General features: G+C 61.7%; 24 protein-coding genes and 1 tRNA gene. 15 read left to right on the top strand and 10 right to left on the bottom strand.

Annotated elements, in window-relative coordinates; translation table 11 throughout:
* The first annotated feature begins 123 nt into the window (after positions 1-123).
* Entirely contained in the window at positions 124-1020 is an 897-nt protein-coding gene (locus CLU90_RS16490) for a LysR substrate-binding domain-containing protein (RefSeq protein WP_175539243.1), read from the top strand.
* Here CLU90_RS16490 and CLU90_RS16485 read toward each other — a convergent pair.
* Both CLU90_RS16485 and CLU90_RS16480 read right to left on the bottom strand, forming a co-directional pair.
* On the bottom strand, positions 1017-1382 hold the full coding sequence (locus CLU90_RS16485; protein ID WP_100428420.1) for a VOC family protein: 366 nt from the start codon (positions 1380-1382) through the stop codon (positions 1017-1019). The two genes, CLU90_RS16490 and CLU90_RS16485, sit on opposite strands and share 4 nt — an antisense overlap.
* A 76-nt stretch (positions 1383-1458) precedes the next feature.
* The gene (locus CLU90_RS16480; protein ID WP_232731229.1) at positions 1459-2247 is read right to left on the bottom strand and encodes a helix-turn-helix domain-containing protein; all 789 of its coding nucleotides are present in this window, start codon (positions 2245-2247) and stop codon (positions 1459-1461) included.
* Positions 2248-2396: 149 nt separating this feature from the next.
* Between CLU90_RS16480 and leuS the strand changes: the two genes are divergently transcribed.
* The 14 genes from leuS to CLU90_RS16410 all read left to right on the top strand — a co-directional run bounded on the left by leuS (position 2397) and on the right by CLU90_RS16410 (position 20726).
* Positions 2397-5036, top strand: a complete 2640-nt coding sequence (leuS, locus tag CLU90_RS16475) for a leucine--tRNA ligase (RefSeq protein ID WP_100429489.1) — start codon at positions 2397-2399, stop codon at positions 5034-5036.
* Positions 5037-5038: 2 nt separating this feature from the next.
* Positions 5039-5635: an LPS-assembly lipoprotein LptE gene (locus tag CLU90_RS16470; RefSeq protein ID WP_100428419.1), complete on the top strand. Its 597-nt coding sequence runs from the start codon at positions 5039-5041 to the stop codon at positions 5633-5635.
* Positions 5636-5645: 10 nt separating this feature from the next.
* Complete coding sequence (gene holA, locus CLU90_RS16465) at positions 5646-6662, top strand: DNA polymerase III subunit delta (protein ID WP_058048018.1); 1017 nt, start codon at positions 5646-5648, stop codon at positions 6660-6662.
* Positions 6663-6679: 17 nt separating this feature from the next.
* Positions 6680-7951, top strand: a complete 1272-nt coding sequence (locus tag CLU90_RS16460; protein WP_100428418.1) for a glutamate-5-semialdehyde dehydrogenase — start codon at positions 6680-6682, stop codon at positions 7949-7951.
* Between the two features lie 68 nt (positions 7952-8019).
* Positions 8020-8457 carry a CopD family protein gene (locus tag CLU90_RS16455; RefSeq protein ID WP_034745744.1) on the top strand — a complete coding sequence of 146 codons (438 nt, stop codon included), beginning with the start codon at positions 8020-8022 and terminating at the stop codon, positions 8455-8457.
* Between the two features lie 10 nt (positions 8458-8467).
* Positions 8468-9085, top strand: a complete 618-nt coding sequence (locus CLU90_RS16450; protein WP_034745748.1) for a 2-hydroxychromene-2-carboxylate isomerase — start codon at positions 8468-8470, stop codon at positions 9083-9085.
* A 149-nt stretch (positions 9086-9234) separates the two neighbouring features.
* A complete protein-coding gene (locus tag CLU90_RS16445; RefSeq protein ID WP_374106838.1) occupies positions 9235-10440 on the top strand; it encodes a THUMP domain-containing class I SAM-dependent RNA methyltransferase in 1206 nt (401 codons plus the stop codon).
* Positions 10441-10514: 74 nt separating this feature from the next.
* On the top strand, positions 10515-11795 hold the full coding sequence (locus tag CLU90_RS16440; RefSeq protein ID WP_198511227.1) for a multidrug effflux MFS transporter: 1281 nt from the start codon (positions 10515-10517) through the stop codon (positions 11793-11795).
* A gap of 203 nt (positions 11796-11998) precedes the next feature.
* Positions 11999-14161: an HDOD domain-containing protein gene (locus tag CLU90_RS16435; protein ID WP_232731228.1), complete on the top strand. Its 2163-nt coding sequence runs from the start codon at positions 11999-12001 to the stop codon at positions 14159-14161.
* Positions 14162-14166: 5 nt separating this feature from the next.
* A complete protein-coding gene (locus CLU90_RS16430; RefSeq protein ID WP_092711941.1) occupies positions 14167-16371 on the top strand; it encodes an EAL domain-containing response regulator in 2205 nt (734 codons plus the stop codon).
* Between the two features lie 2 nt (positions 16372-16373).
* Positions 16374-17963 carry an SEL1-like repeat protein gene (locus tag CLU90_RS16425; protein ID WP_100429488.1) on the top strand — a complete coding sequence of 530 codons (1590 nt, stop codon included), beginning with the start codon at positions 16374-16376 and terminating at the stop codon, positions 17961-17963.
* A 181-nt stretch (positions 17964-18144) separates the two neighbouring features.
* Complete coding sequence (locus tag CLU90_RS16420; protein WP_100428416.1) at positions 18145-18855, top strand: DUF4197 domain-containing protein; 711 nt, start codon at positions 18145-18147, stop codon at positions 18853-18855.
* A gap of 58 nt (positions 18856-18913) precedes the next feature.
* A tRNA-Gly gene (locus CLU90_RS16415) sits at positions 18914-18987 on the top strand.
* Between the two features lie 587 nt (positions 18988-19574).
* Positions 19575-20726 (top strand): hypothetical protein, encoded by a 1152-nt coding sequence (locus CLU90_RS16410; RefSeq protein WP_100428415.1) that lies wholly within the window; start codon positions 19575-19577, stop codon positions 20724-20726.
* Positions 20727-21178: 452 nt separating this feature from the next.
* Here the strand turns inward: CLU90_RS16410 and CLU90_RS16405 are convergent, their stop codons facing one another.
* The 8 genes from CLU90_RS16405 to CLU90_RS16375 all read right to left on the bottom strand — a co-directional run bounded on the left by CLU90_RS16405 (position 21179) and on the right by CLU90_RS16375 (position 26100).
* Entirely contained in the window at positions 21179-22126 is a 948-nt protein-coding gene (locus tag CLU90_RS16405; RefSeq protein WP_232731227.1) for a tyrosine-type recombinase/integrase, read from the bottom strand.
* A gap of 61 nt (positions 22127-22187) precedes the next feature.
* A complete protein-coding gene (locus CLU90_RS16400; RefSeq protein ID WP_100428413.1) occupies positions 22188-22412 on the bottom strand; it encodes a DUF4224 domain-containing protein in 225 nt (74 codons plus the stop codon).
* Positions 22413-22422: 10 nt separating this feature from the next.
* Positions 22423-23037: a hypothetical protein gene (locus tag CLU90_RS16395; protein WP_198511226.1), complete on the bottom strand. Its 615-nt coding sequence runs from the start codon at positions 23035-23037 to the stop codon at positions 22423-22425.
* Positions 23034-23273, bottom strand: coding sequence for a hypothetical protein (locus CLU90_RS16390; RefSeq protein WP_100428412.1), 240 nt, complete (start codon positions 23271-23273; stop codon positions 23034-23036). The genes CLU90_RS16395 and CLU90_RS16390 overlap by 4 nt, the downstream gene beginning before the upstream one ends.
* The gene (locus CLU90_RS29705) at positions 23267-23419 is read right to left on the bottom strand and encodes a hypothetical protein (protein WP_175539401.1); all 153 of its coding nucleotides are present in this window, start codon (positions 23417-23419) and stop codon (positions 23267-23269) included. Before CLU90_RS29705 ends, CLU90_RS16390 begins: the two co-directional genes overlap by 7 nt.
* Complete coding sequence (locus CLU90_RS16385; protein WP_100428411.1) at positions 23416-25254, bottom strand: replication endonuclease; 1839 nt, start codon at positions 25252-25254, stop codon at positions 23416-23418. Before CLU90_RS16385 ends, CLU90_RS29705 begins: the two co-directional genes overlap by 4 nt.
* Complete coding sequence (locus CLU90_RS29920) at positions 25244-25597, bottom strand: hypothetical protein (protein ID WP_232731226.1); 354 nt, start codon at positions 25595-25597, stop codon at positions 25244-25246. The genes CLU90_RS16385 and CLU90_RS29920 overlap by 11 nt, the downstream gene beginning before the upstream one ends.
* A 101-nt stretch (positions 25598-25698) precedes the next feature.
* Positions 25699-26100: a hypothetical protein gene (locus CLU90_RS16375; protein WP_100428410.1), complete on the bottom strand. Its 402-nt coding sequence runs from the start codon at positions 26098-26100 to the stop codon at positions 25699-25701.
* Positions 26101-26144 lie beyond the last annotated feature (44 nt).

Genomic DNA, 26144 nt, shown 5'->3' with positions numbered 1-26144 from the left:
AGATTGAATATGGCTCATGGTAGGTTTTTGCCTAGCCTTGCGCAAACGATTTTTTCGCACCCAGACATGCGTGTTGCGCATATCTTGCGGCATACTAAGATCTTTTCGCCGGCCGGATACCCCATGTCACGCAAAATTCCCATGCTGCAAGCCCTGAACTGCTTCGAGGCGGCCGCCCGCCACCAGAGCTACACGCATGCGGCGCGCGAATTGTCGCTGACGCAAAGCGCCGTGTCGCGGCAGATATCGTCCCTGGAAAGCTTTCTTGGCGTGCAGCTGTTCCAGCGCACGCGCCACGGCGTACTGCTGACCAGCGCCGGCGCCGCGTATGCGCGGCAGATCGCGGCCCGCCTTGATGGCCTCGAGCGCGACACGCTCGACACCATGGCGCGCCAGGGCGGTGGCGGCGCCTTGCAGCTGGCCTCGGTGCCCACGTTTGCCACGCGCTGGCTGATGCCGCGGCTGTCGTCGCTGGCGGGCTTGCAGCCGGATATCGTCGTGCACATCGATGCCTACACGAAACCGTTCATGTTTGCCGATACGGAATACGACGGCGCCCTGTACGCGGGCACGCCCGAGCAGCTGGCGCGCTGGCCCGGCACGCGCGCCACCTTGCTCATGCATGAAGAAATCGTACCCGTCGCCAGCCCCCGCCTGCTGGCGGCGCGCAGCGCCTGGCAGCCGCAGGATTTGCTGGAACTGACCTTGTTGCAGCAAAGTACGCGTCCGGGCGCCTGGCGCCAGTGGTTTGACGCCATGCAGGTCGATGGGGAAGAGGCGCGCTATGGCGCCCGTTATGAGCTGTTTTCCATGCTGGCCATGGCGGCCGTGCAGGGGCAGGGCGTGGTCTTGCTGCCGCGTATGCTGGTCGAGGCGGAACTGGCGCGTGGCGAATTGCGCATCGCATGCGAGCGCCCACTGCGTGGCCAGCGCGCGTATTACCTGATCACGCCCGAGGCGGCGCACGAGAAACTGGCCTTGCAGCAGTTCCGCGTCTGGCTGCAAGGTGAAGCCGCTTAGACGACTTTGCTGGTATCGAAATGGGGATTGTCGATCAGGCCGATCTGGTTGCCGAAAGGGTCGAGCAATTCCACCGTGCGGATGCCGTCGCCCACGTCCGTGATCGGATGGTGCAGGCTGCCGCCCAGCGCCACGATGCGCTCGACTTCCTGCTCGATGCCTTCCACGCCCCAGTACGTCACGCTGCCCTGCGTGCCCGGCTGGCCATCCGGCAGCAAGCCCAGCTCGAAGCCGCCGATGGCAAAGCCGACGTAGAAGGGCTGGTCGAAATACGGAGCGGTATTGAATACCTGGCTGTACCAGGCTTTGGCCTGGTCCAGGTCGGGGACGGGATAGGTGACGGTGCGTAAACCCTTGATCATGTTGTGCTCCTGATGAATGAAGAGAAGGTCATCATGCCACCGGCGCGCGGCGCGTGATTGTAAAAATGGAAGGTACTTACAAGCGCCGGCCCGCCAGCCACGCCTCGGGCGAACTGCGGGCGAAATCCTGGAAGTCGTGGATCAGGTGCGACTGGTCGAAATAACCATATTGCAAGGCCACTTGCGCCCAATCCTGCTGTCCCGCCAGGCTTGCCAGTCCCTTGCTGGCCGCGCGAAAACGGCAGATGCGGGCAAACAGCTTCGGGCTGATGCCCACTTGCTGGCGAAATTGCAGCGCCAGGTGCTGGCGCGACACGCCCAGCTGCCGTGCCAGTCCATCCACGCGCACCTGCCCCGATGCCGCCTCGATGGCGGCGATGGCATGTTCGGCCGCGCCGGCCTGGCGCCATGGCGGCGCGGCGCGCAGGCGCAGCAGCAGATAATCTTGCAAAATGGAAACTCGTTGCGCATTGCTCAGGGGCTCGCTCCACAGCGCGTCAGCCAGACGTGCCGCCAGATCGCGGCCCCACAGCTGCTGCAATCCCGTGCGGCCATCGTTGAGTTCGCACAAGGGCAGCTGGAAGAAGCGTGCCGCCGCGCCCGGCTTGAAGCGGGCCGCCACCGTCTGCACGAGGCCCTGGCTGACGACGGCAATCGGCGCCGTCATCATGCCGACGGCAAAGCTGGCGTCCTGCTGGTCCTGGCACAGGATGTCGATGCAATTGTCGGGCAAGACCTGGTGCGTGAAGGGCGTGGCGCCCGTCTGCACGCGGCACGTCCAGACGCAGTCCAGCCAGGGCCGCAGGGCGGGGAGGGGCGGATATTCCTGGTAGACGATCATGGCCGGCGTTGATGCAAAGAACAAGATTGCGTATATCTTACACAGCATAATTGTGCGCCGGCCAAAATATGCGCGCCCGGGCCGCCAGCGCGCCGCGCTATCGGGCGGCGACAACCAGTATAATGCTCGGTTCATATCCACTATTGGCCGGGCCACGCTGGTCGCACATCATCATGCAAGATAAATATAGTCCCGCCGACGTCGAACAAGCCGCCCAATCGCACTGGAAGGCGATCGACGCCTATAAAGCCGTCGAACACGACCCGCGTTTCCCAAAAGGCAAGTATTTTGCCTGCTCGATGCTGCCTTACCCTTCGGGCAAGCTGCACATGGGTCACGTGCGCAACTATACGATCAATGACGTGATGTACCGCTACCTGCGCATGAACGGCTACAACGTGCTCATGCCGATGGGCTGGGACGCGTTCGGCATGCCGGCGGAAAACGCGGCCATGGCCAACAACGTGCCGCCCGCGCAATGGACGTATTCGAACATCGCCCACATGAAGCAGCAGATGGAATCGATGGGCCTGGCCATCGACTGGTCGCGCGAGATGACCGCCTGCAAGCCCGAATACTACAAATGGAACCAGTGGATGTTCCTCAAGATGCTGGAAAAAGGCATCATCTACAAGAAGACCGGTACCGTGAACTGGGACCCGATCGACCAGACCGTGCTGGCCAACGAACAAGTCGTCGATGGCCGCGGCTGGCGTTCGGGCGCGCTGATCGAAAAGCGCGAAATCCCCATGTACTACGCGCGCATCACCGATTACGCGGAAGAATTGCTGGCCTATGTGGACGACAAGCTGCCGGGCTGGCCCGAGCGCGTGCGCATCATGCAGACCAACTGGATCGGCAAGTCGACGGGCGTGCGCTTCGCCTTCCCGCACCAGATCAAGGATGCCGAAGGCGCCCTGATCGGCGACGGCAAGCTGTATGTGTTTACCACGCGTCCTGACACCGTCATGGGCGTGACCTTCTGCGCCGTGGCCGCCGAGCATCCGCTGGCCATCCACGCCGCGCAAAGCAATCCTGCGCTGGCGGCCTTCAACGCCGAATGCAAGCTCGGTTCCGTGATCGAAGCGGACATGGCAACGATGGAGAAGAAGGGCATGCCGACCGGCCTGTTCGTCACCCATCCGCTGACGGGCGCGCAAGTGGAAGTGTGGGTCGGCAACTACGTGCTGATCACCTACGGCGATGGCGCCGTGATGGGCGTGCCGGCGCACGACGAACGCGATTTCGGCTTTGCCAAGAAATACAATCTGCCGATCAAGCAAGTGATCGAAGTCAAGGGCCAGGAATTTTCCACCGACGCCTGGCAGGAATCGTATGGCAGCAAGGATGGCGTCTGTGTCGCCTCCGGCAAATACGACGGCCTGCATTTCGCGTCCGCCGTCGATGCGGTGGCCGCCGACCTGGCCGAACTGGGCCTGGGCGAAAAGAAAACCACGTTCCGCCTGCGCGACTGGGGCATTTCGCGCCAGCGCTACTGGGGCACGCCGATCCCGATGATCCATTGCGCCGACTGCGGCGTGGTGCCGGTGCCGGAAAAGGATCTGCCGGTGGTGCTGCCGGAAGACTGCGTGCCGGACGGCACGGGCAATCCGCTGAACAAATATGAAGCCTTTTTGCAGTGCGACTGCCCGCAGTGCGGCAAGCCGGCGCGCCGCGAGACGGACACCATGGATACCTTCGTCGATTCGTCGTGGTACTACATGCGCTATACCTCGCCAGGCTCGAACGACGCCATGGTCGACGCGCGCAACGATTACTGGATGCCGATGGACCAGTACATCGGCGGCATCGAACACGCCGTCATGCACTTGCTGTACGCGCGTTTCTGGACCAAGATCATGCGCGACTTCGGCCTGGTCAAGTTCGACGAGCCATTCGTCAACCTGCTGACGCAGGGCATGGTGCTCAACGAAACCTACTTCCGCAAGGATGCGGCGGGCAAGACCACCTGGTTCAACCCTGACGACGTGCGCCTGTCGCTCGATGACAAGGGCCGTCCGCAAAGCGCCGTCCTGGTGGCCGATGGCCAGCCGGTGGAAATCGGCGGCACGGAAAAAATGTCGAAGTCGAAGAACAACGGCATCGACCCGCAAGCGCAGATCGAACAATATGGCGCCGACACGGCCCGTTTGTTCACCATGTTCGCCTCGCCGCCGGAACAGACGTTGGAATGGTCGGGCAGCGGCGTCGAAGGCGCGAACCGCTTCCTGCGCCGCGTGTGGAACTTCGGCTACGCGCAGTCGGCGACGATCCAGGCCGCACTGGCTGGCGGCGCCGCACCGGCCACGGGCGACGCGCAGAAAAACCTGCGCCGCGAATTGCACAAGCTGCTGCAGCAAGCCGATTACGACTTGAAGCGCATCCAGTACAACACCGTCGTGTCGGCCTGCATGAAGATGCTCAACACTCTGGAATCGGCCAAGCTGGACGATAGCGCGCAGTCGAAGGCGCTGATCGCCGAAGGCTTCTCCATCTTCCTGCGCCTGCTGAACCCTGTCGCGCCGCACATCACCCACGTCTTGTGGGAAGAGCTGGGCTACGCGGGCGTGCACGGCGACCTGCTGAACGTGGCATGGCCGCAAGTTGACCCGCAAGCGCTGGAGCAGTCCGAGATCGAGATGATGATCCAGGTGAACGGCAAGCTGCGCGGCTCGATCACGGTGGCCAAGGATGCGGACAAGGCCAGCATCGAAGCGGCCGCGCTGGCGTGCGAAAGTGTGCAGAAGTACGTCGAGACCACGCCGAAGAAGATCATCGTCGTGCCGGGCAAGTTAATCAGCATCGTGGTGTAATCATGACGACTTCCTCTCAAGTATCGCTGTTGGGCCGCCGCGCCGTGCTGGCGCTGGGCCTGACCGTTTTGCTGTCGGCCTGCGGCTTTCACTTGCGCGGTTCGAACGGCAGTTTCATGCTGCCGTTCGCGACGATGTACATCGGCTTGCCCGACTCGTCGCCGCTGGCGATCGGCCTGAAGCGCTATATTCGCGCCATTGGCAGCACGGAGGTGGTCAATACCAAGGATGGCGCCGACGCCGTCCTCGAGGTGCTCACCGATCCGGAGAGGAATCGTACCAAGACCATTCTGTCCCTGAACACGAGCGGTCGCGTGCAAGAGTACCAGCTCGGTTATTCGATCAATTTCCGCGTGTTGGACAAGGCCGGCAACCAGTTGCTGGCGCCGACGACCATCAGCCTCGTGCGTCCTATCACCTTCGACGACAGGCAGGTGCTGGCCAAGGAAACCGAGGAAGCGGCGCTGTACCGCGACATGCGCAACGATCTGGTGCAGCAGATCATGCGCCGCCTGGCCGCCATCAAGCCGGTGCTGCCGGCCATGTCGGTGGCGCCAGTGGCGCCCGTGACGCCGGTCGCGCCAGCCCCGCAGCAGTAACGGGGACGCCATGCAATTGCGGATAGACGCGCTCGATGGGCATGTGGCCAAGCCGCTGGCGCAGCTGTATGTGATCACCAGCGACGAACACTTGCTGGCGCTGGAAGCGGCCGACAAGATCCGCCGCGCGGCGCGCGCGCAAGGGTACTCCGAGCGCGACGTGCTGACGGTGGAGCGCAGCTTCAAGTGGGGCGAACTGCTGGCGGCGAACCAGGAATTGTCGCTGTTCGGCGATAAAAAACTGATCGAGCTGCGCATCCCCACCGGCAAGCCGGGCAAGGATGGCGGCGCGGCGCTGCAAAGCTACGCCAAAAACCTCAGTCCCGATAATCTCACCCTGATCACCTTGCCCAAGCTGGACTGGGCCACGCAGAAGGCGGCCTGGGTCGCCAGCCTGCAGCAGGCGGCCGTGTACATCGACATTCCGAACGTGGAACGGGCGCAGTTGCCGGCCTGGATATCGCAGCGCCTGGCCGCGCAGGGACAAAGCGCCGAACGGGCCAGCATCGACTTCATCGCCGAGCGGGTGGAAGGCAATTTGCTGGCGGCGCACCAGGAAATCCAGAAACTGGGCTTGCTGCATGCCGCGGGCAAGCTGACGTACGAACAAGTGCAGGACGCGGTGCTGAACGTGGCCCGCTACGACGTCTTCAAGCTGTCCGAAGCCATGCTGGCCGGCGATCCGGCACGCCTGGTGCGCATGCTCGAAGGCTTGAAAGGCGAGGGCGAGGCGCTGCCGCTGGTCTTGTGGGCCGTCTCCGAGGAAATCCGCACGCTGTTAAAATTGAAGGCAGGCATGGCGCAAGGGCGTCCATTGGGCGCGCTGCTGAAGGAATACCGCATCTGGGGGCCGCGCGAGCGGATGATGGAACCGGCCCTGCGGCGCATTTCGCTGCCCGTGCTGGAAGCGGCGCTGCAGCAGGCGGCACAGGTGGACAAGATGATCAAGGGTTTGCGCGCCAAGGGCTACGCGGGCGACGCCTGGGACGCCATGCTGCAGCTGGGCCTGAAGATCGCCCGAGGTTAACTTTTATGGATACGAGCATGGACATCACAGAATATATGCAGGACGTGGGCACGCGCGCGCGCGCCGCTTCGCGCGCCATGGCGCGTGCCGACAGCGCCACGCGCAACCGCGCCCTGAGCCTGATCGCGGCCGCCATCGTGCGCGATGCGGACCTGCTGCGCGCGGCCAACCAGCGCGACCTCGATGCGGCCGCTGCCGCCGGCCTGGCGCCGGCCATGCTCGATCGCCTGACCCTGTCCGACGCCGCCATCGCCACCATGGTCGAAGGCTTGACGCAGATCGTCTCGCTGGCCGATCCGATCGGCGAGATCTCGAACATGAAATTCCGCCCGACGGGCATCCAGGTGGGCCAGATGCGCGTGCCGCTGGGCGTCATCGGCATCATTTATGAAGCGCGTCCGAACGTGACGGTGGATGCGGCCGGCCTGTGCATCAAGAGCGGCAATGCGACGATCTTGCGCGGCGGTTCGGAAGCGATACACTGCAACCGCGCGCTGGCCAAGCTGGTGGCCGAAGGCTTGCTGGGAGCCGGCCTGCCGGCCGATGCCGTGCAAGTCATCGACACCACCGACCGCGCCGCCGTCGGCGCCCTGATTACCATGCCGCAGTACGTGGACGTCATCGTGCCGCGCGGTGGCAAGGGCCTGATCGCGCGCCTGATGAACGAGGCCACCGTGCCGATGATCAAGCACCTCGACGGCATCTGCCACGTCTACATCGACGCCAAGGCCGACATCAGGAAGGCGATCGATATCGGCTTCAATGCGAAGTGCCACCGCTACGGCACCTGCAACACCATGGAAACCCTGCTGGTGTCGCGCGCCATCGCCGCCACCGTGCTGCCGCAACTGGCCGAACTGTACCTGACCAAGCAGGTTGAACTGCGCGCCGATCCGGAAAGCCATGCGATCCTGGCCGCCGCCGCATATCCGCACCTGGTGCCCGCCACCGAGGAAGACTGGTCCACCGAATACCTGGCGGCCATCCTGTCGGTGAAGGTCGTCGACGGCATCGACGAAGCGATGGACCACATCAACCGGTATTCATCGAAGCACACGGAATCGATCATCACGGAAGACTACAGCGATGCGCTGCGCTTCCTGCGCGAAGTCGATTCCGCCTCGGTGATGGTGAACGCGTCGACGCGTTTCGCCGACGGTTTCGAATATGGCCTGGGCGCCGAGATCGGCATCTCTAACGACAAGCTGCACGCGCGCGGCCCCGTGGGACTGGAAGGCCTGACCTCGCTCAAATACGTGGTCTTTGGCCACGGCGAAGTCCGCAAGTAGTCTTCTCGCGGGCGGCCCACAAGGCGGCCCGCGCTCTGTTACTCTCCACCTCCGACACTGGGAACCCCATGCTCTTTCTCTGGACCAAAGCCTTCCACATCATCTTCGTCATGTCCTGGTTCGCCGGCCTGTTTTATTTGCCGCGCATCTTCGTGAACCTGGCGATGGAGACGGAGACGGTCGCCACCGAGCGTTTGCTGCTGATGGCGCGCAAGCTGTACCGCTTCATGTCGCTGCTGGCGCTGCCGGCAATGGTGCTGGGGCTGGCCCTGATGTGGATGCTGTATGGCGGGGGCGAAGGCCGCATGAAGATGCCGGGCTGGATGCATGCCAAGCTGACGTTCGTGGTGCTGCTGCTCGGCTATCACCACGCCTGCGGCTCCATCCTGCGCAAGTTTGAAAAAGGTCTCAACAAGCGCAGCCACACCTGGTTCCGCTGGTTTAACGAGGTGCCGGTGGTGATGCTGCTGGCCGTCGTCGTGCTGGTCGTGGTCAAGCCTTTCTAAGGGAGTCGAGATGAGTGCAAGCCAGAACAAAGTCGTGCAGTATTTCTTCGCCCCCCACTCGCCATGGACCTATCTGGGCCACGCGCGCCTGATGGCCATCGCCGCGAAGACGGGCGCCCAGATCGACGTACGTCCCTTCGACCTGGGCAAGGTCTTCAGCGTCTCGGGCGGCCTGCCGCTGGCCAAGCGCGCGCCGCAGCGCCAGGCCTACCGCCTGGCCGAACTGGCGCGCTGGTCGGCCTTTCTGCAAGTGCCATTGACCCTGCAGCCGAAGTTTTTCCCCGTGTCGCCGGAAGCGTCGGCCAAGCTGATCATCGCCACGCGCCTGGCGCACGGCGTGGAAGCATCGCTGAACCTGGCGCACGCCATCATGCGCGGCCTGTGGGCCGAAGAGCGCAACATCGGTGACGAAGAGACCCTGGTGCAGATCGCCGTTGACGCGGGTTTCGATGGCCGCCAGTTGCTGAAAACGTCGGAAACGGCCAGCGTGCAGGCGGAATACGACGCCAATACGGAAGCGGCCACCGCCGCATCCGTCTTCGGCTCGCCGTGGTACATCGTCGATGGCGAAGGCTACTGGGGCCAGGACCGCCTCGATTTCGTCGAGCGCGCGCTGGACGCAAAATAGATAGAGGATGTAGGTCGGATTAGCGCCCCGCGCGTAATCCGACAAGCTCAGTCAGCGGCCACGTCGGCTTACGCCCTGGCGGGCTAAGCCGACCTACGTGATATGCAGGATTTTTAGTTAATTGTTTTTCAACGGATAAAAGGTACACCATGGCTTCATATTTTTGCCCATGCCCGCGCGGCATGGAAGCGGCGCTGGCCGAGGAACTGGGCGAGATCGCCCAGGATAGTGCGACCATGAAGGTCCACAACCAGGTGCCGGGCGGCGTGCATTGCTCGGGCGACCTGCTGGACTCCTACCGCATCAACCTGCATTCGCGCATCGCTTCGCGCGTGCTGATGCGCATGGCCCATTCCGGCTACAAGACGGAAAACGATATTTATGACCTGACCCTGGCGCAATCCTGGGAAGACTGGTTCGGCGTGCACCACACGATCCGCGTCGACGTCACGGCCGTCAAATCGCCGCTGCGCAGCCTGGAATTCACGACATTGAAAATCAAGGATGCGATCTGCGACCGTTTCCGCGACCAGTTCAACGAGCGTCCATCGGTCAATACCAAGACGCCGGACATGCGCATCGTCGGCTTCCTCGATGCGCATACGTTCACCGTCTACCTCGACACCTCGGGCGAAGCCCTGTTCAAGCGCGGCTGGCGCGAAGAGACGGGCGACGCGCCGCTGCGCGAAAACCTGGCCGCCGGCCTGTTGCGCGTGTCGGGCTGGAAGCCCGGCATGGTGCTGTTCGACCCGATGTGCGGTTCCGGCACCATCCTGGCCGAAGCGGCGCAGATGCTGCAGGGGATTCCACCGGGCGCGTCGCGCCAGTTTGCGTTTGAAAACTTCCACGACTTCGACCCGGCGCCGTGGAATGCCATGAAAAACGCCATCAAGGTCAATCCATTGCCGGCCGAACCGACGATTTTCGGCAGCGATATCTCGGGCGACATGGTGGCCATGACGCGCCACAACCTGCGCTGCGCCGGCGTGCGTTTCGACGTGCCCCTGAAACAGATCGAAGCGCAGGAAGTCAAGCCGCCAAGCGACGTGCCGGGCATCATGCTGACCAATCCGCCGTACGGTGAACGTATCGGCGTGCGCGGCGACAGCACCATTCCGGAAGACGAACTGTCGACGTCCTTCTATTCGGCCATGGGCACGACCCTGAAGCAGCGTTTCGCCGGCTGGACCGTGTTCCTGTTTACGGCCGACCTGGGCTTGCCCAAGCTGCTGCGTTTGAAGGAAGCGCGCAAGACGCCATTCTTCAACGGCGCGCTGGAATGCCGTCTGTTCCGCTTTGATATGGTCGCAGGTTACAACCGCCGTGAAGAGGCGAAGCCGAAACCACAGCAGTAAGCGTTCACCGCAAGACACCCGCAGTAACCCCGCGCGCGGACCAATGCAGGTCCGCGCGCCACCTTGGATCCGCCATGTTTCCCACCCCTCCGGCCGATGTGCCGCCAGACCCGGTCACCCCCGTTCCGCCTCCCACGCCGAGCCATATGGCGCCGCTGAGCCGCGGTGCGCTGGCGATGATGCTGGCCGGGCTGTCGATGCTGGGCCCTTTGTCGATCGATACGTATCTGCCCGCGTTTGGCGCGATCCAGGGTTCGCTGCAGGCCTCGCCGCTGGAAGTGCAGCAGTCGCTGACGTTCTACATGCTGGCCTTTGCCGGCATGGTGCTATGGCATGGCGCGATTTCGGATACTTTCGGCCGGCGCAACGTCATTCTCGTGTCGCTGCTGATGTTTGCCATCGGCTCGCTCGGTTGCGCTTCGGCGCACACGGTGCACTATCTGTGGTTCTTCCGCATCATGCAGGGCGTGTCGGCCGGCGCCGGCGTGGTGATCAGCCGCGCCATCATCCGCGACCTGTATGCCGATGCGGCGGCGGCGCGGCTGCTGTCGCTGGTGACGATGATCTTTTCCATCGCGCCGGCCGTGGCGCCGATTCTCGGCGGCTGGATCGTCATCTGGTTCGACTGGCGCTCGATCTTCCTGTTCCTCGCCTTTTACACGGTGGTGCTGCTGGCGTTCTGCTACTGGCGCCTGCCCGAAACCCTGCCGTTGGCCAAACGCCAGCCGTTCAATCCCCGTTTTCTCGCGTCGAGCTATGGCCAGATCCTGCGCTCGCCCCTGTTCCACATCAAGGCCGGCATCGTCGCGCTCAATTTCGCGGGCCTGTTCCTGTTCATCACAGCCGCGCCGGAAATGCTGCCCAAGCAGCTGGGCCTGGGACCATCGCAATTCGCCTGGCTGTTCATTCCCTGCGTGAGCGGCATCTTCATGGGCGCCGCAGCGGCCAACCGCATCGCCGGCAAGGTCACGTTCGCGCGCCAGATCGGCATCGGCTTTGCCTTCCTGCTGTGCGCCGCCAGTGTCAATGTCGTGTATCACTTGTTCCTGCCGCCATCGTTGCCCTGGTCGGTGCTGCCGCTGTTCTTCTACACCTTCGGCATGTCGCTGGTGGGGCCGGGCGCGACCCTGCTGGCGCTCGACCTGTTCCCGCATATCCGCGGCACGGTGGCCTCGTGCCAGTCGTTTGCGAGCACCTTGCTGGGCGCCGTGGTGGCCGGCGTGATCTCGCCGCTGCTGTCCGGCTCCGTGCTGTGGCTGGCGTCGGGCCAGCTGGCGTTTACAGGCCTGGCGCTGGCCCTGTGGCTGATATCGCGGCGCTTCCGCCACCGTTTGCTGGGTTCCTTCAAGGCATAAGTTTCCACTGTAGAACGCTGGATTTATTTCAACTTAATTTTCTATATTGCAAGTAATATCCGGCGCTTATGATAAGATGGCTGCTTTCCCGGCATCCTCTCAGGCAATAGATTTTTTGGTTACAGGAGTGGAGGATTCCTCTGAACGTGGCCGCGCTTCGCTGCTGAGCGCTCTTCCTTTTCGAACCGGCAATGCCTGATACGATGCATCAATCTGATCAAGATATACGCAATCGCCTGCTGATTGCCCGCCTGCCGGCCATGCCGCAGATCCTCCTCAAGCTGATCGCCCACCTGCAGGCCGACGATGCCGGCATGCCGGAGCTGGCCGCCCTGATCGCCAAGGATGCGGGCATGACCAGCAAGATACTCGGCGTGGCCAACAGCTCGGCCTACCATCGCCAGAGCAAGGTCGTCAGCCTGGAGCAATCGCTCGTCTCGCTCGGTACGGACATGATCAAGACCCTGGTCATCAGCGAATCCGTGTTCCAGACCTTTAACAGCTTTCCCCATTCCGGCAGCACGGATTTGCGCGCTTTCTGGAAAAGTTCGCTGTCGGCCGCCGTCATGGCGCGCGCGCTGGCCAAGGCCATGGCCTATCCGCACGTCGAGGAAGCCTATCTGGCGGGATTGCTGCACAACGTGGGCCGACTGGCCTTGCTGGCCACGGCGCCGAAGGAATACGCGTTCAATTTCACGGCGCGCGACGATGCCGCCCTGTGCGCGGTGGAGCAGCGCACCTTGCAGATCACGCATGCCGAAGCGGGTGCCTGGCTGATCGAGCGCTGGCATCTCGATTCCTTCCTGGCCGACAGCGTGCTGTATCACCATGAACCGCTGGCGCGCCTGGAAGCGAGCCATCCCCTGATCCGCATCGTACGCCTGGCGCACCTGTTGTGCTGCCATGCCGACGATGCGGACGAGGCCGAGTCCATCACGCAGGCGGCAAGCCTGTGCGCGCTGGACGTCGAGGCATTGCACGACCTGGCCGGCAGCGTCGCGCGCCAGGTGGAACAGGCCGCGCAGCACCTGGGCATCGACCTTGCCGGCGCGGACGAGATCGCCACGCCGCCCGCGTATGCGCCGCCAGCCGTCGATCCGGTGCAGCGGCGCCTGTCCGACGAAGTGCGCAATATGGTGCTGGTGTCCGAAGTGGGGCAGACCTTCGCCCGGCAGCAGGGCGAGAGCAGCCTGCTCGAAGCCATCACGCGCTCGGCGCGCATCCTGTTCGATTTCGACACCGCCGTCATCCTGCTGCAAAACCCGACCGGCCATGCGCTCGTCGGCGTGGCGGCGGGCGAGCATCAGCAGCGCCTGGCCGGCTTCTCGATCCCGCTGGCCAAGGGGGGACTCCTGGCCGCATCGGCGATCGAGTGCAAGCTGGCGTTCCTGAAACGCGACATGCCGGCGCTGGGCATCGTCGAGGAGCAGCTGTTCCGCATACTCGGTACCGACAGCCTGGTCTGCGTGCCGCTCGTGGCGGGCCAGCGCAGCCTGGGCGTGCTGATTGGCGGCGTGGCGGCGTGGCAGATTCCTGCTTGCCAGAAGCGCGAAGGTTTTTTGCGCGCGTATGCCAACCAGGCCGCCACGGCGCTGGAAACGGCCATCAGCGCGCGCGGCCTGGCGCGGCGCCAGCTCGATCACGTGGCCGAGGAATACCGCGCCGCGTCGCGCCGCGTCGTGCATGAAGTGAACAACCCGCTGTCCATCATCAAGAACTATTTGAGCGTGCTCGATCACAAGCTGGAGAAGCAGGAGCCGGTGTCGGGCGAAATGGCGATCCTCAATGAGGAAATCGACAGGGTCGGCCAGCTGATCGGCGGCCTGGCCGATCTGCAGCCGGCAGCGGCCAGTGGCGTGACCGATTGCGCGCGCGTCGTCGACGACGTGCTGCGCCTGTTCCGCGCCACCGACTTCCTGCCGCCGAAGATCGAGGTGGTCACGCGCATGCAGGACGCGCCATGCGAGGTGGAGGCCGATGCCGACATGCTCAAGCAAATCCTGCTCAACCTGCTGAAAAACGCCGTCGAAGCCTTGCCCGATGGCGGACGCATCGAAGTGGCGAACCGTGGCCACGTCAACCGCGACCGCCGCCTGTACCTGGAACTGTGCGTCAGCGACAATGGCGCCGGTCTGGCGCCGGAAGTGCTGGCCAATCTGTTCTCGCCTGTGCGCAGCAGCAAGGACGGCGCGCATCACGGCCTGGGCTTGTCCATCGTGCACGACCTGGTCACGCGCCTGCATGGCGTGATCGGCTGCCGCAGCAGCAAGTCCGGCACCTCGTTTGAAATTTTACTGCCCATCCCCATGCCGGCGAGCGCCGCGGCCGCGTTGCCCGCGCCCGGCAATACCGCCTTGTCCTCGTAACGCCCATGAACTCCTCCGCCATTCCATTTGACCTGGAAAACAGCCCGCGCATCCTGCTGGTCGACGACGAGCCCCGCCTGCTCGCCTCCCTCCACGAATTGCTGAAAGACCGCGGCTACCAGCTGTACACGGCCACCTGCGGCAGCGAGGCGCTGGCGCAGTTGTCGAAACTGCGCTTCGACCTGATCCTGCTCGATCTGCGCCTGCCCGACATGAGCGGCCATGAAATCATGGACCACATCAACCGGCGCGGCATCGAGGGCGACGTGATCGTCATGAGCGGGGACGTCGGCATCGAGGCGGCCATCGGCGCCCTGAAGCGCGGCGCCTACGATTATCTGCGCAAGCCCTACAGCCGCGAGGAGCTGCTCAAGACGGTGGAGAACGCGCTGCAAAAGCGCAAGCTGGCGCTGGAAAACGAGCGCATCGCGCTGCAGCTGGAAAACTCGGAAAAGATGTACCGCTACCTGGTCGACAGCTCGCCCGACATCATCTATACCCTGAACCACGAAGGCCGCATCACCTTCATCAACGACAGGGTGCACCAGTTGCTGGGCTTTAGCCGCGAAGAGCTGATCGGCAGCCATTACTCCATCCTCGTGCACGATGAAGACCAGGAGCGGGCGCGCTATGCCTTCAATGAGCGCCGCCTCGACGAGCGCGCCTCGCGCAATGTGGAGCTGCGTCTGAAGTGCCATAGCGGCAGCGGCAGCGACCGCACCTTCAACAACACCTTGATGACGATTCCGCTCAATTCGATCGGCATGCACAGCCACGATCAGGAAGCGAAAAAGCAGGAATATTTTGGCACCTACGGCGTGGCGCGCGACATCACCGACCGCAAACGCGCCGAGGAAGTCATCTCCTACCAGGCCTACCACGACATCCTGACGGACCTGCCGAACCGCATGCTGTTCAAGGACCGCCTGGGGCTGGCCGTGATCCAGGCGCGGCGCAAGCTGACGGAGCTGGCCGTGATGTTCATCGACCTCGATCGCTTCAAACTGGTCAACGATACCCTGGGCCACGTGAAGGGCGACGAATTGCTGCAGCAGGTGGCGCTGCGCCTGAAGGATTGTCTGCGCCGCGGCGATACCCTGGCGCGCCAGGGCGGCGATGAATTTACCATCGTGCTGCCGGAACTGCGCGACCGCCAGGATGCGCGCCTGATCGCCGACAAATTCCTCGAATGCCTGCACCAGCCCTTCGACCTCGATGGCAATCAGGTGCATATCTCGGCCTCGATCGGCATCGCCATCTATCCGGGCGACGGCGAGACCATCGACGAGCTGCTGCGCCACGCCGACATCGCCATGTACCAGGTCAAGGCGCTGGGCAAGAACGGCCACAGTTTTTATCACGAGTCCATGCTCGACGTGTCGCACCAGAAGATCGCGCTCGAGCAAAGCTTGCGCAAGGCGCTGGAGCTGAACCAGTTGGAGATGTATTACCAGCCGCAGGTGGACGTGATGACGGGCCGCATCGTTGGCGCCGAAGGCCTGATGCGCTGGAACCACCCGCAGCGGGGCTTGCTGACGGCCGGCGAATTTTTGCCGTTTGCCGAGGAAAACGGCTTGATGCTGCCGATCTCGGACTGGATGCTGGGCGCGCTGTGCCGCGACCTGCTGCAATGGGATGCGGCTGGCGGCGAAGCCGTGCGCCTGTCGCTCAATTTGTCGCCGCAATACCTGGACCGGGGCGACTTTTTCGAGAAGATGCGCGGCGCGCTGACGCGCTACGGCATCGCGCCGGAAAAGATCGAAGTGGAGATCACGGAAAACATCTGCATCCGCAATCCGCAGTATGCGATCGAGCAGTTGAATACGCTGTGCCAGCTGGGCGTGTCGGTGGCCATCGACGATTTCGGCACCGGCTATTCCTCGCTGTCGTACCTGCACCGCTTCCCCATCCACACGATCAAGATCGACCAGTCGTTTGTGAAGGAAATCCACGACGAGCACGGGCATTACCCTGTCATCCTGGCCATCATCTCGATCGCGCGCGGCCTGGGCCTGCACCTGATCGCCGAGGGCGTGGAGACGGAAGGGCAGGCGCGCTACCTGCAGGACAAGGGTTGCACCACGATGCAGGGTTATCTGTACCACCGGCCCATTTCGCTGGGCAGCTTCATCGCCGTGCTGGAGGAGCAGAACCGTTTGATCGCCGATGCGGCCCCCGCGCCGTCCCGGACGCTGACCATCGAGGCTTGACCGTGCCGCTTGCCGCTCCCCGCTCCACGGCCGCTCATTCCACGGCTGCTCATTACACGGCCGATTACCTGCGCCTGAAAGGTCTGGCCGAGAAGGGCAATGCGAACGCCCAGCACAGCCTGGGTTTCATGTACTTCAATGGCCAGGGTATCGAACAAAGCTATGCGCAGGCGCTGCACTGGTACGGCTTGGCTGCCGCGCAGGGACTCGAACACGCGCAATACAACCTGGGCGTGATGTGCCAGAAGGGCCAGGGCGTGCCGCAGGATTTTGCGCAAGCGGCGCACTGGTACCAGCAGGCGGCCGAGCAGGGCTACGCGGCGGCGCAGTACAACCTGGGCTGGCTGTACGCCAAGGGCCAGGGGCTCGCGCAGGATAGCGGACTAGCCATGCTGTGGTTCAGCCGCGCGGCGGAACAGGGCGACGCGGGCGCGCAGAATAATCTGGGCATGATGTACGACAATGGCAAGGGCGTGCCGCAGGACTTCGTGCAGGCGATCGCCTGGTACCGCAAGGCAGCCGAACAGGGCTATGCGCGCGCGCAGTTCAACCTGGGCTTGCGCTACGACAATGGCCAGGGCGTGCGCCAGGACCGCCAGCAGGCGACGGCCTGGATGCGCAAGGCGGCCGAGCAAGGCTATGCGCCGGCCCAGTTCAACCTGGCGCTGCGCTATGAAAATGGCGACGTGCTGCCGCAGGACAGCCGGCAGGCGATCGCCTGGTACCGGCGCGCGGCCGAGCAGGGCCACGCCAGTTCGCAGTTCAACCTGGGCCTGATCTACGACAATGGCCAGGGCGTGCCCTGCGATAAACAGGCGGCGCTGGAATGGTATGTCAAGGCGGCGGGACTGGGCCATGCGGCGGCCCAGCACAACTTGGGCCTGCACCATGAACATGGCGCCCACGATTACGCGCAGGCGCAAGCGTTCTACCGCCAGGCGGCAGAGCAGGGCTTCCCAGCCGCCCAGTATCAGCTGGGGCTGCTGTACGAGCATGGACAGGGCATGCCCGCCGATGCGCAGGAAGCCATCTTCTGGTACCGCAAGGCGGCCGACCAGGGGCATGTGCGGGCGCAGTTCGACCTGGGCCTGCGTTATGAACATGGCCAGGGCGTGCCGCCGGACTTGTCGCTGGCGCTGGAGTGGTACCGCCGCGCCGCCGAGCACGATTACGCGCCCGCGCAATACATGCAGGGCGTGCTGCACGACCGCGACGATGGCCCGGCGCCCGACAGCCAGCAGGCCTGCGCCTGTTATTGCCGCGCCGCCGCGCAAGGCCACAGCCTGGCCCAGTTCGCTCTGGGCCTGCGCCATGACAATGGCCAGGACGTGCCGCAGGACTATGCCGCGGCCTGGGACTGGTATGCGCTGGCTGCGCGCCAGGGCCATGCGCGGGCCCAGTTCAACCTCGGCCTGATGGCGGCCAGCGGCCAGGGCAGCCCGCTCGATTTGCAGCAGGCGTATATCTGGCTGTCGATGGCGGTGGCGGCCGGCGTGGCCGGCGCGGAGAAATCCTTGCGCCAGACTGTGGCGCGCATGCGCGAGACGGATCTGGCGCGGGTGCGTGAACAGCTGGCGGCGATAGCAGCCTAAGCTGCGCTACCCGCGTTGGCGTGCGCGGATACAACAGCAGGTGCTGTATAGTCCTTTCCCTTCGCCATCTGTGGCGCCCCTTGTTTCCTCCTGACGCAACAAATTGCTGCGGTATTTGCAGTTTTGATGTGCTAAGGTTCCGGAAGAAGGTGGTCTGTCTATGTTTTAGAAAAGGAAAACCATGCGCCTGAACCCTTTCCCTGGCCGTCCGGCCGCCATGCTGTGCGCGTTCGCGCTCTTGTCGTCCGGCGCCGGCGCCGCCGCCGCCGGTCCCCTCGATGCCCTCAGCAACCAGGATGCCAGCAATGGCTTGAAAGCGGCGCTGGAAGCCGGTTCCGCTGCCGCCGTATCGAAGCTCGGTGTCGAGAATGGCTTCCTGAACAATGACAAGGTCAAGATCAAGCTGCCCGGCATCCTGGAGCAAGCCAAGCCCTTGCTGAAAATGACGGGCCGCGGCCAGCAGCTGGATGATCTGGTCGTGTCGATGAACCGTGCCGCGGAGTCGGCCGTACCCATGGCCAAGCCCTTGCTGCTCGACGCGGTCAAGTCGATGAGCGTGAGCGATGCGAAAAATATCCTGTCCGGTGGCGACACGTCGGTGACGGACTTCTTCCGCCAGAAAACATCGGCGCCCCTGGCCGTCAAATTCCTGCCCATCGTGAAATCCGTCACCGACCGCTCCGGCCTGGCCAGCAAATACAACAGCACCATGAGCCAGATCGGCAAGACGGGACTCGTGCCGCAGCAGCAATCGACGGTGGAAGGCTACGTCACGGACCGTGCGCTTGACGGCCTGTACCTGATGATCGGCGAAGAGGAAAAAGCCATCCGCAGCAATCCGCTCGAATATGGCAGCAAGATCATCGGGAAGGTCTTCGGCAGCCTGAAGTAAGCCTCGCCACCGCGAAGATTTGCTTGCCGCATTCCATTCGGCGTAAAATGCAGGCTTCGCGGGTGTAGCTCAATGGTAGAGCAGAAGCTTCCCAAGCTTACGACGAGGGTTCGATTCCCTTCACCCGCTCCAGTCAAAAACGGCGAAAAACCTGTTTTCGCCGATCCACAAAGCTAAGCCGCTCCACAAAATTGCGTTAAGTGTGAACTAAGTTAGGTTTTGATCTAACAACTCTCAATGTATGCCATCAGCAGGTGCGCCTACGGACTACCTTGCGCCGCCGCGTCAGTATCTTCTAGGGAAGCACTGATTACTTCGTCGGACGTTGCTGCCTGTGACGATCCGACCTGAGACAATAACGGTATATCCACTGTCTGGCAGCGACCATGCAAAAGAGCTTTTCCTACCTCGAATACGCTGCCAAGAAGAAGGTAGCGCGGCGGCTCACCGGTCTATCATTTGGCGCGCCCACTCGTTAAGAAAACGAATTGAACAGCAACTCCCTAGAGTAAGAAAATTTTCAAGAAGTGAATGCGGGAAAAATACATAGGATTAAGTAATGATTGTTTATCATCAATGGTATCGATCTTTTAAAAATTAGAGACGAAAATTAATTGACTGTATAGTTTTTCTGATATGCTATAAAAGTGGCTAAGCTTCCCGTTTCTTAATCAATACACTATTATTCCGTAATAAAATATATCTCTTTTGGAAAATTCATGAGCAACAAGCATCATAGTACAACTAAACGCATGCATGAGAGGTTTTGGTTTGTGCAGGTAGTCACCCTAGTCTTGGCACTCCCACTGCTTTGTTTACATCACCGTTGGGAGCATGCGGCAGACTCTGATTTAGTATTTTTGAGTATCGTTGCGAAGGAGGCAGGGTTTGCTGCATTAGTGGCATTCATGCTAAACCTTTCTGTGGAGTGGATCAATCGACGGAGACATGCCGACCAAGAGGTATCGCTTGTTAAATTGATCGATGAAAAGCATCAGGAACGATTGGCCGAACTACTTCGAGATCTTCGTACTGAGCATAGTACTCAGCTGGCAACGCTTGGAAGCGAGCTGGAGAAAAAGCGTGAAGCACAGACGGTCACATTGTTGGCTGATCTCGATAAAAAATACAATGAGACTAGCACTAAGCTTTTGAAAAATGTTTTCCAAACCGTGTATGAACGCTATATTGAGCCAGATGTTTTTAAGTTCATTGATACTCATATATTGCGGCGAGATATTATGCGGAAGGGATACACGTCTTCGTTAACGATACGCCCGATGGAGCAGCCTAACCCTGAGAATTTTGTAAATCTACAATTTGCGAATTCTTATAAAGTTATCAATCTTACAGGTAACGATCTGGAGGATGAGGCGATCATATCTACTATTATTGATATCACGCCGGGATATGAGGACTACTGCAAGTTCATATCCGCATCTATTGATGGAAAACAAATTGCAAGCGATTTGCTCAGCGAGTCAATGATCCGCAGCGAGGAAGGCGCATACTGTCGACTGATCGTACGTGGCAAGGTGCCGAAAGACAAGCCAGTTCATGTCGAAATTCAATATAATAAAGTTGGTCCTCGCAACTTTTCTGAGGTAATCTGCACGACTGTTCAGATGGACTCCTTTACGATGGAGACTGTTTGCCATGACCCAGGGTTGGCAATTTTTGCAATGTCGTTGCATCCAGAATCTGAGGTTCCTCAGTTCGACCCCATCAATCCTGAAATTAAGCGGTGGAGGATGGAGCATGCCATTGTGCCAGGTCAAGGAATTGTTGTGTTCTGGCATCCAAAACGAGAGTCTACCTTGCTTTTGGAGGGCGCTCCGGAGGCACTCCCTGCAGTAAAAAGTATAGTGTGATAGGATTGTGCACTAAGTTAGACGTCTATCATACAGCACAAAAAAAATTACCTACGAGGTTGTTTTTTTATGTAGTATGAGTGTGTAACTGAACTTTCAGGAGGAACATCATGGTAGCCAAAGTAATTACCAAAATATAAATTTTACAAATGCCGCAAGACCCCAGCAGAGCTGGGGTTTTTTTTGCGTAATCCTCTAGTGTTGAGGACTGTGGATGGAAAAGCTCAGCTAAGTCGGGGCACGGAGTACGCGAGATTTGCCCTTCATGTTGCAGCATAGAGATCGTTGAAAGTGTCTTCGATAACGCTCAAAACTACCAGCATAGTAGCCAGTCCAACACAGGTTAGTGACAGTCAATGGGGTTGTCTAAGCAACTATGTTTCTTCATTACTTTCACTTGATAACGATCATGTGATGGTCGATTGTCACCTCATAAGAACATCCATCATAAATTACTTAGTAGGGGCTACAATCTTGCCTCGTCGTAGGTAGTGCCGCTGGGTCGTTTTCACACTGTCGTGGCCCAAGAGATCGCTTGCCGCCTGGTCGCCGCGATCATCCGAAGTATCGTCTGCCGCCTTCGCGCGCAGGTCGTAGAACCAGAATTCCATGATCTCCTTTGCTAGCAAGGGTGCGTGTTCTGCCGCCTGTTTTTTTGCGGTGTCGAACTGGCTGCGCAGCGCTGGCGCGGTCAGGCGTTTGCCATGCATATTGGTCAGCAACGCACCTGTCACAACCGTGTGCGTAGCTTTGCGCACCCGGATGCGTTCCATCAACTTAGCCAGCTCGCCTGTAATCGTGATGCGCAGTGGCTGTTTGGTCTTTTGCTGCGTGACAATCAAGTAGCCGTCAACGATGTCCCGCACTGTCATGCGCAATGCATCGGCAGGGCGCTGGCCTGTCAGGTAGGCCAAGTCCATCGCATCTAGTAGAGGCGCACTTGCGTGCTTGCGCACTGCAGCAAACACCTCGTCGGTAATGTAGACGGTTCGCCTTGCCAAAGAATGGCCCTGGATGCCCTCGCATGGGTTTGGCAGGTCTGTATAGCCCCAGCCCCGTGCATGGTTCCACATGGTGGAGAATACGCGTTTGCATCGGTTCGCTGTGGTCGGCTTGTCCGCATGGTCATCAAGAAACTGCCGAATGTGCATCGGCTTGATTTGATCCAGTGGCGCCTCATGAAAGGCGGCCAGCAGATGCTTGATGTCTGATCGATACATGCGGGCGGAGCTGACGGCCAGCTTTGGCACGGCCTCGACCAGGTAGCGCTTGTGCACATCGGAAAACGTCGCGCCGGCGGTCGGCTCAACCACGATGTTTAGCTCGGCATACTTCCTAAGTGCCAGGATGAAGTCGGGTCCAAGTGGAATTTCCTTACGCGGCTTGTCCTTGGTGTACATGTAGTAGTACACCTTGCCGCTGCGCTGCGTGCGCGGGTGCATACACGGCGGCATGTTCAAATTACGTGTGTTTCGTCGGCCCATTTTTATTGATCCTTGGCATTACCCATGTTTTTTCCCGTGGCGCTTCCTTGCGCCCCTCTATTGCAGCAACCGCGACAATCGGCCGCCCGATGGCATTGACCCAGAAGGGGAGGCCCATCTTCCGCAGTGCCTCAATTTGTTTCGTTTTCATCTTGCGGCCAGTTAGGGCGCAGATTTCGTCCATGGACAAGAACGTGCTCATCTGGGTTTCCTTATGCTTGTACCGCGCAGCGTTGAGCCAATGCCACCAGCCAATGCGCCAGCTCGGGTGACGTGTGTTCGCGTTCTGCCTTGCCGCATTCCGGCCGCCAGCCCGGATCGCCTTTCCGGCGCCGTTCGCCAGCGCGGTTGCGACCGGATGGGGCGATCACATGCGAGGCTTCGCCCAGGACGATGGGCATGGCCGGTATTTGAGCTGGCGCACAGCCGACGATGTACAGCAAGGTGGCTTTTTCGGCGCGGTGGCCAAACGAGCTTTGGAAAATAGGCAGCGTCCAGCCGCCAAATTTGTCCCGCTCGCCGATCGCTGGCAAGCCGCAGTGTGGCCAGAGGGTCGAGCGCTTCGGGTGCTCAAGCACGCCGCCGAACTTGCGCACCTGGGCGACGGCCCACACCGCCAGTTCCTTTTCGTCCGGGCGCGGCTTGGCCAGATGGCGCAGCATACCCCAGGAGCGGCACGGCGGATGGGCCACCACGGGCACGCCGCCTGGCCAGGTGCGGGCGTCGCGCTCCGCATCCCAGGCGTCAACCGCCGGCATGGTCTTGTAGATCGAATTGGCGCGCACGAACAAGGCCGCCACGGTGGGCAATGAGCAGGCCGTTGTCATGCTGGGCACCCGACAGGCGCGGCTGCTTTCTTGACCGCCTCGATGGCGCCCAGCGGCACGGCCCGAAACATGCCCGCCCACTGGTGATCCAGCTCCACCCAGGCATGCAGCTCGCCATTGCCCACGTCGCGGCGCATGTCGTTGACGGTGCCGGCCTGGTAGCCTTCGTCGGTATCGAATGTCACGCGGTCGCCCAGGGCGACTTGCCGCGGTGAATCGGTCAGGGTGTTCAGCATTGCGGTGCTCCTTTCAGTTTGGCGGTAACGCCGCACACGCCGTAGCGGTCGATGGCGGCGTCGATCACGTCGCCGCTGGATGCGGCAACCTCAAAAAATTCAAAGCGTTCGGTTTGCGTGCGAACGATCACGGCATAGGTGCTCATGTGCCATTTCCTTCTTGGGGTGGGTTGTCTGTGACGATCAGCCGGGGGTATGGGCAGGCGTTGACGGCCGCCCAGGCGGCAATCAAGGCTGTTTTTGCCTCGTCCGATAGGTTCGGTATGGGGGCCGCTGGCGGCGGGGCCGGGGCAGGGCGGTCGGGGTGCGTACAGTTATTTACACGAGTCCGAGGAACGGCAACCCCAACAGCCACCGCGCGAGCGCCTGTGGCCTGTACTGGCGTCCACGTATGGCGCACGGACTTGAAGACCACGCCGATCAGGTCGCTGCAGCGCACGCCGTAGGGCGTGGTGCGCAGCGTTTCACCGTAGCGGCCGATGACGGTCTTTTCGTCCTTGGCCAGGGTGACGACCAATTCCTTGCGCGGCACCAGGGCGCCGCCCTGGGCGCGCAGGTATTCCGCCCAGCAAGCGCGCTTTTCGCCGTCGATCTTTTGCACGGCGTCCCAGGCGCGGCGCATGGCGGCCGGGGCTTCGTTGAGCATGCTTTCCTCGATGCGGCGCAGTTCGCGCCATACGGTAACGGGTGCGCCGCCCCATTGCTGGAATTGACGGATGCCCCAGCACGCCGCCCAGGACTCGACGCGCGCCGATGGCGTCAGCTCGACATCGCCTTCGGTGTCGGCCGTGACGACATAGCCTTCTTTCGTCCTGTGGTCGGCCACGCCGTCAATGTTCTTGGCCACGTACTTGGCGATGTAGCCGGCAGCGCTGCCCTTGGCCCAGTCGATGCGTTTCACGTCCAGGCGGCGCGCAAAGGCGCCCGGTTCGCCACGGTCCACGCGCCAGGCGTAGCGCTTCATGATGCGGATGGCACGGCCTGCCACGTCCTGCAGGTAGGCCGTCTTGTATTTCGCGGTGGGGCGCACGAATAGCAGCAGATGCCAATGCGGGCAGCCGTCGTGATGTGGTTCGGCGATGCGAAAGCCGTACAGGCCGATGCCACGGCGCGCCAGCGCGGAGCGGCACAGCGATGTCATCTTGCCCAGGTAGGCATTTGCTTCGCGTGGCGTCGAGCCGTCGAACTTGTCGTTCGGCTTGCCGCTGTGCTGCATGGCGTGGAAGCGCGATGGGCAGGTCCAGGTGATGAAAATGCCTTGGTCGCCGCACTCGCGGGCGATCTGTTCAAAGCCGTTGATGCGCAACATCAGCTCGCCGCGCCGGATGGCCTTGTTGGCGGTGGTTTTCTCGGCCAGTTCGGCGATGCTGAATTGCTGGCCGTTCTCGTTTTGCACCAGGGTGGCGGCCAGCGCTGCCGCGTTGCGGCGGTTTTGAGCCAGGCGCGACAGCACGGCGTCGTTGCTGGCGTAGGGTTCGCCGCGATAGTTCACATAGCCCAGGCGGATATTGCCCGCCTCGAAGGCGCGCTTGACGCGCTTGCGCAGTTGGCGGCGCCACCAGCGGGCGTCCACCAGGCGGGCGATGGTGTCGGTCAGCGTGTCGAACTCTGGCAGCTCGATGCCATACGAGGCGCATTCGTCTTCCATGATCTGCAAGGCGTGCGTTTCAGATATGGCCATCCACAGCATTTTGGTGACGCCGGCGGCCGCACGTTCGGCCGTGGCCACGATGTCGGCGTCGCTTTGCGATAGGTCGACGCCGGCCGGCACGTACTGCTCGGCGAACTCGCGTACAAAGCCGATGGCGATGGACTCGTAAATTTTGTACCAGGACGACCAGGCCATTTTGGCCAGGGCGGCCGTGATGATGCGGTTGCGCCACTTGTACGGGATGCGGGCCAGCTCGGGCGCAAACTGCGCGGAGCGCAAGAAGGCTTCGTGACGTTGCGGGGCAGGCAGCAGGATTTGTTTAGATTGCATTCAACAGTCTTTCGTACACACGGATAGCGGCAGAGGTGGCGGCGCGCAGCGCGATGCGCTCCTCCTCTGTAAATGAGTGAATCGGCGATTCCCAGCGGTCGGCGTCCATGTCGGCGGCGATCAGCACGGAACGGCGCGCGCCACGCGGTGACAATCCCCAGGCCTGGGCCATGAAGGGCGCCAGGTTGCGCGGCTTGATGCTGCGCAACTGGGCCTTGGCTTCGGCGATGGCGGCCAGCGCATGCCCGGCGCCCGGTGGCGTCGGCATGTCCTTGTCGCGCGCGGCCAGAATCTCGGCGGCAGGCTGGAAGGACAGGTGATTGTCGATAAGGGACGCCGGCATGGTTCAGTCCTTGATGGTGCCGATGGCCCGCAGCACGTCAGGGGTAATGACGATCAGGAGCGACAGCAGCCAGATGCCGCAGGTCTTGGCCAGGCGCTGCATCAGCGTGCCCCTGGCTTGAGAAAATGTTCTGCCCAGTACGGGAGCGTGTGCGATGTGCCGCAGCAGTGCCGGGAACCCGTTTCAGTGGCGAAAAGGTAGTTCACCTTGATGGGCAGTTTGCCGACCAGGGCGCGTTGCTTGGCTGGCGCGAAAAAGCCGTCACGCTCCAGTGCCTGCGCATCGCTGACGATGAAGGTCAGATTGGCGGCGCCGTAGGCGTGATAGGTCTTGGCAATCTCATGGATGCGGGCGGTCAGCGCCGCGATGCCGATGCCCGCGCCAGCTTGCAGCAGAAAACACGTAGGTGCCACGGGGACAATGCAATTTTGGAAGGTCGGGCGGATCGTGCTTGATGCCATGGATTTGTCAGCATGACTGGTCGCGTGTAGCGTGTTTTCCATCGGTTTTCCTTATTTCAGGTTGAACGAATCCCGCACGCTCAGAA

Source organism: Janthinobacterium sp. 67 (assembly GCF_002797895.1).
In the GTDB taxonomy this organism is placed as follows: Bacteria; Pseudomonadota; Gammaproteobacteria; order Burkholderiales; family Burkholderiaceae_D; genus Janthinobacterium.
This window is presented reverse-complemented; position numbering and strand designations above follow the sequence as displayed.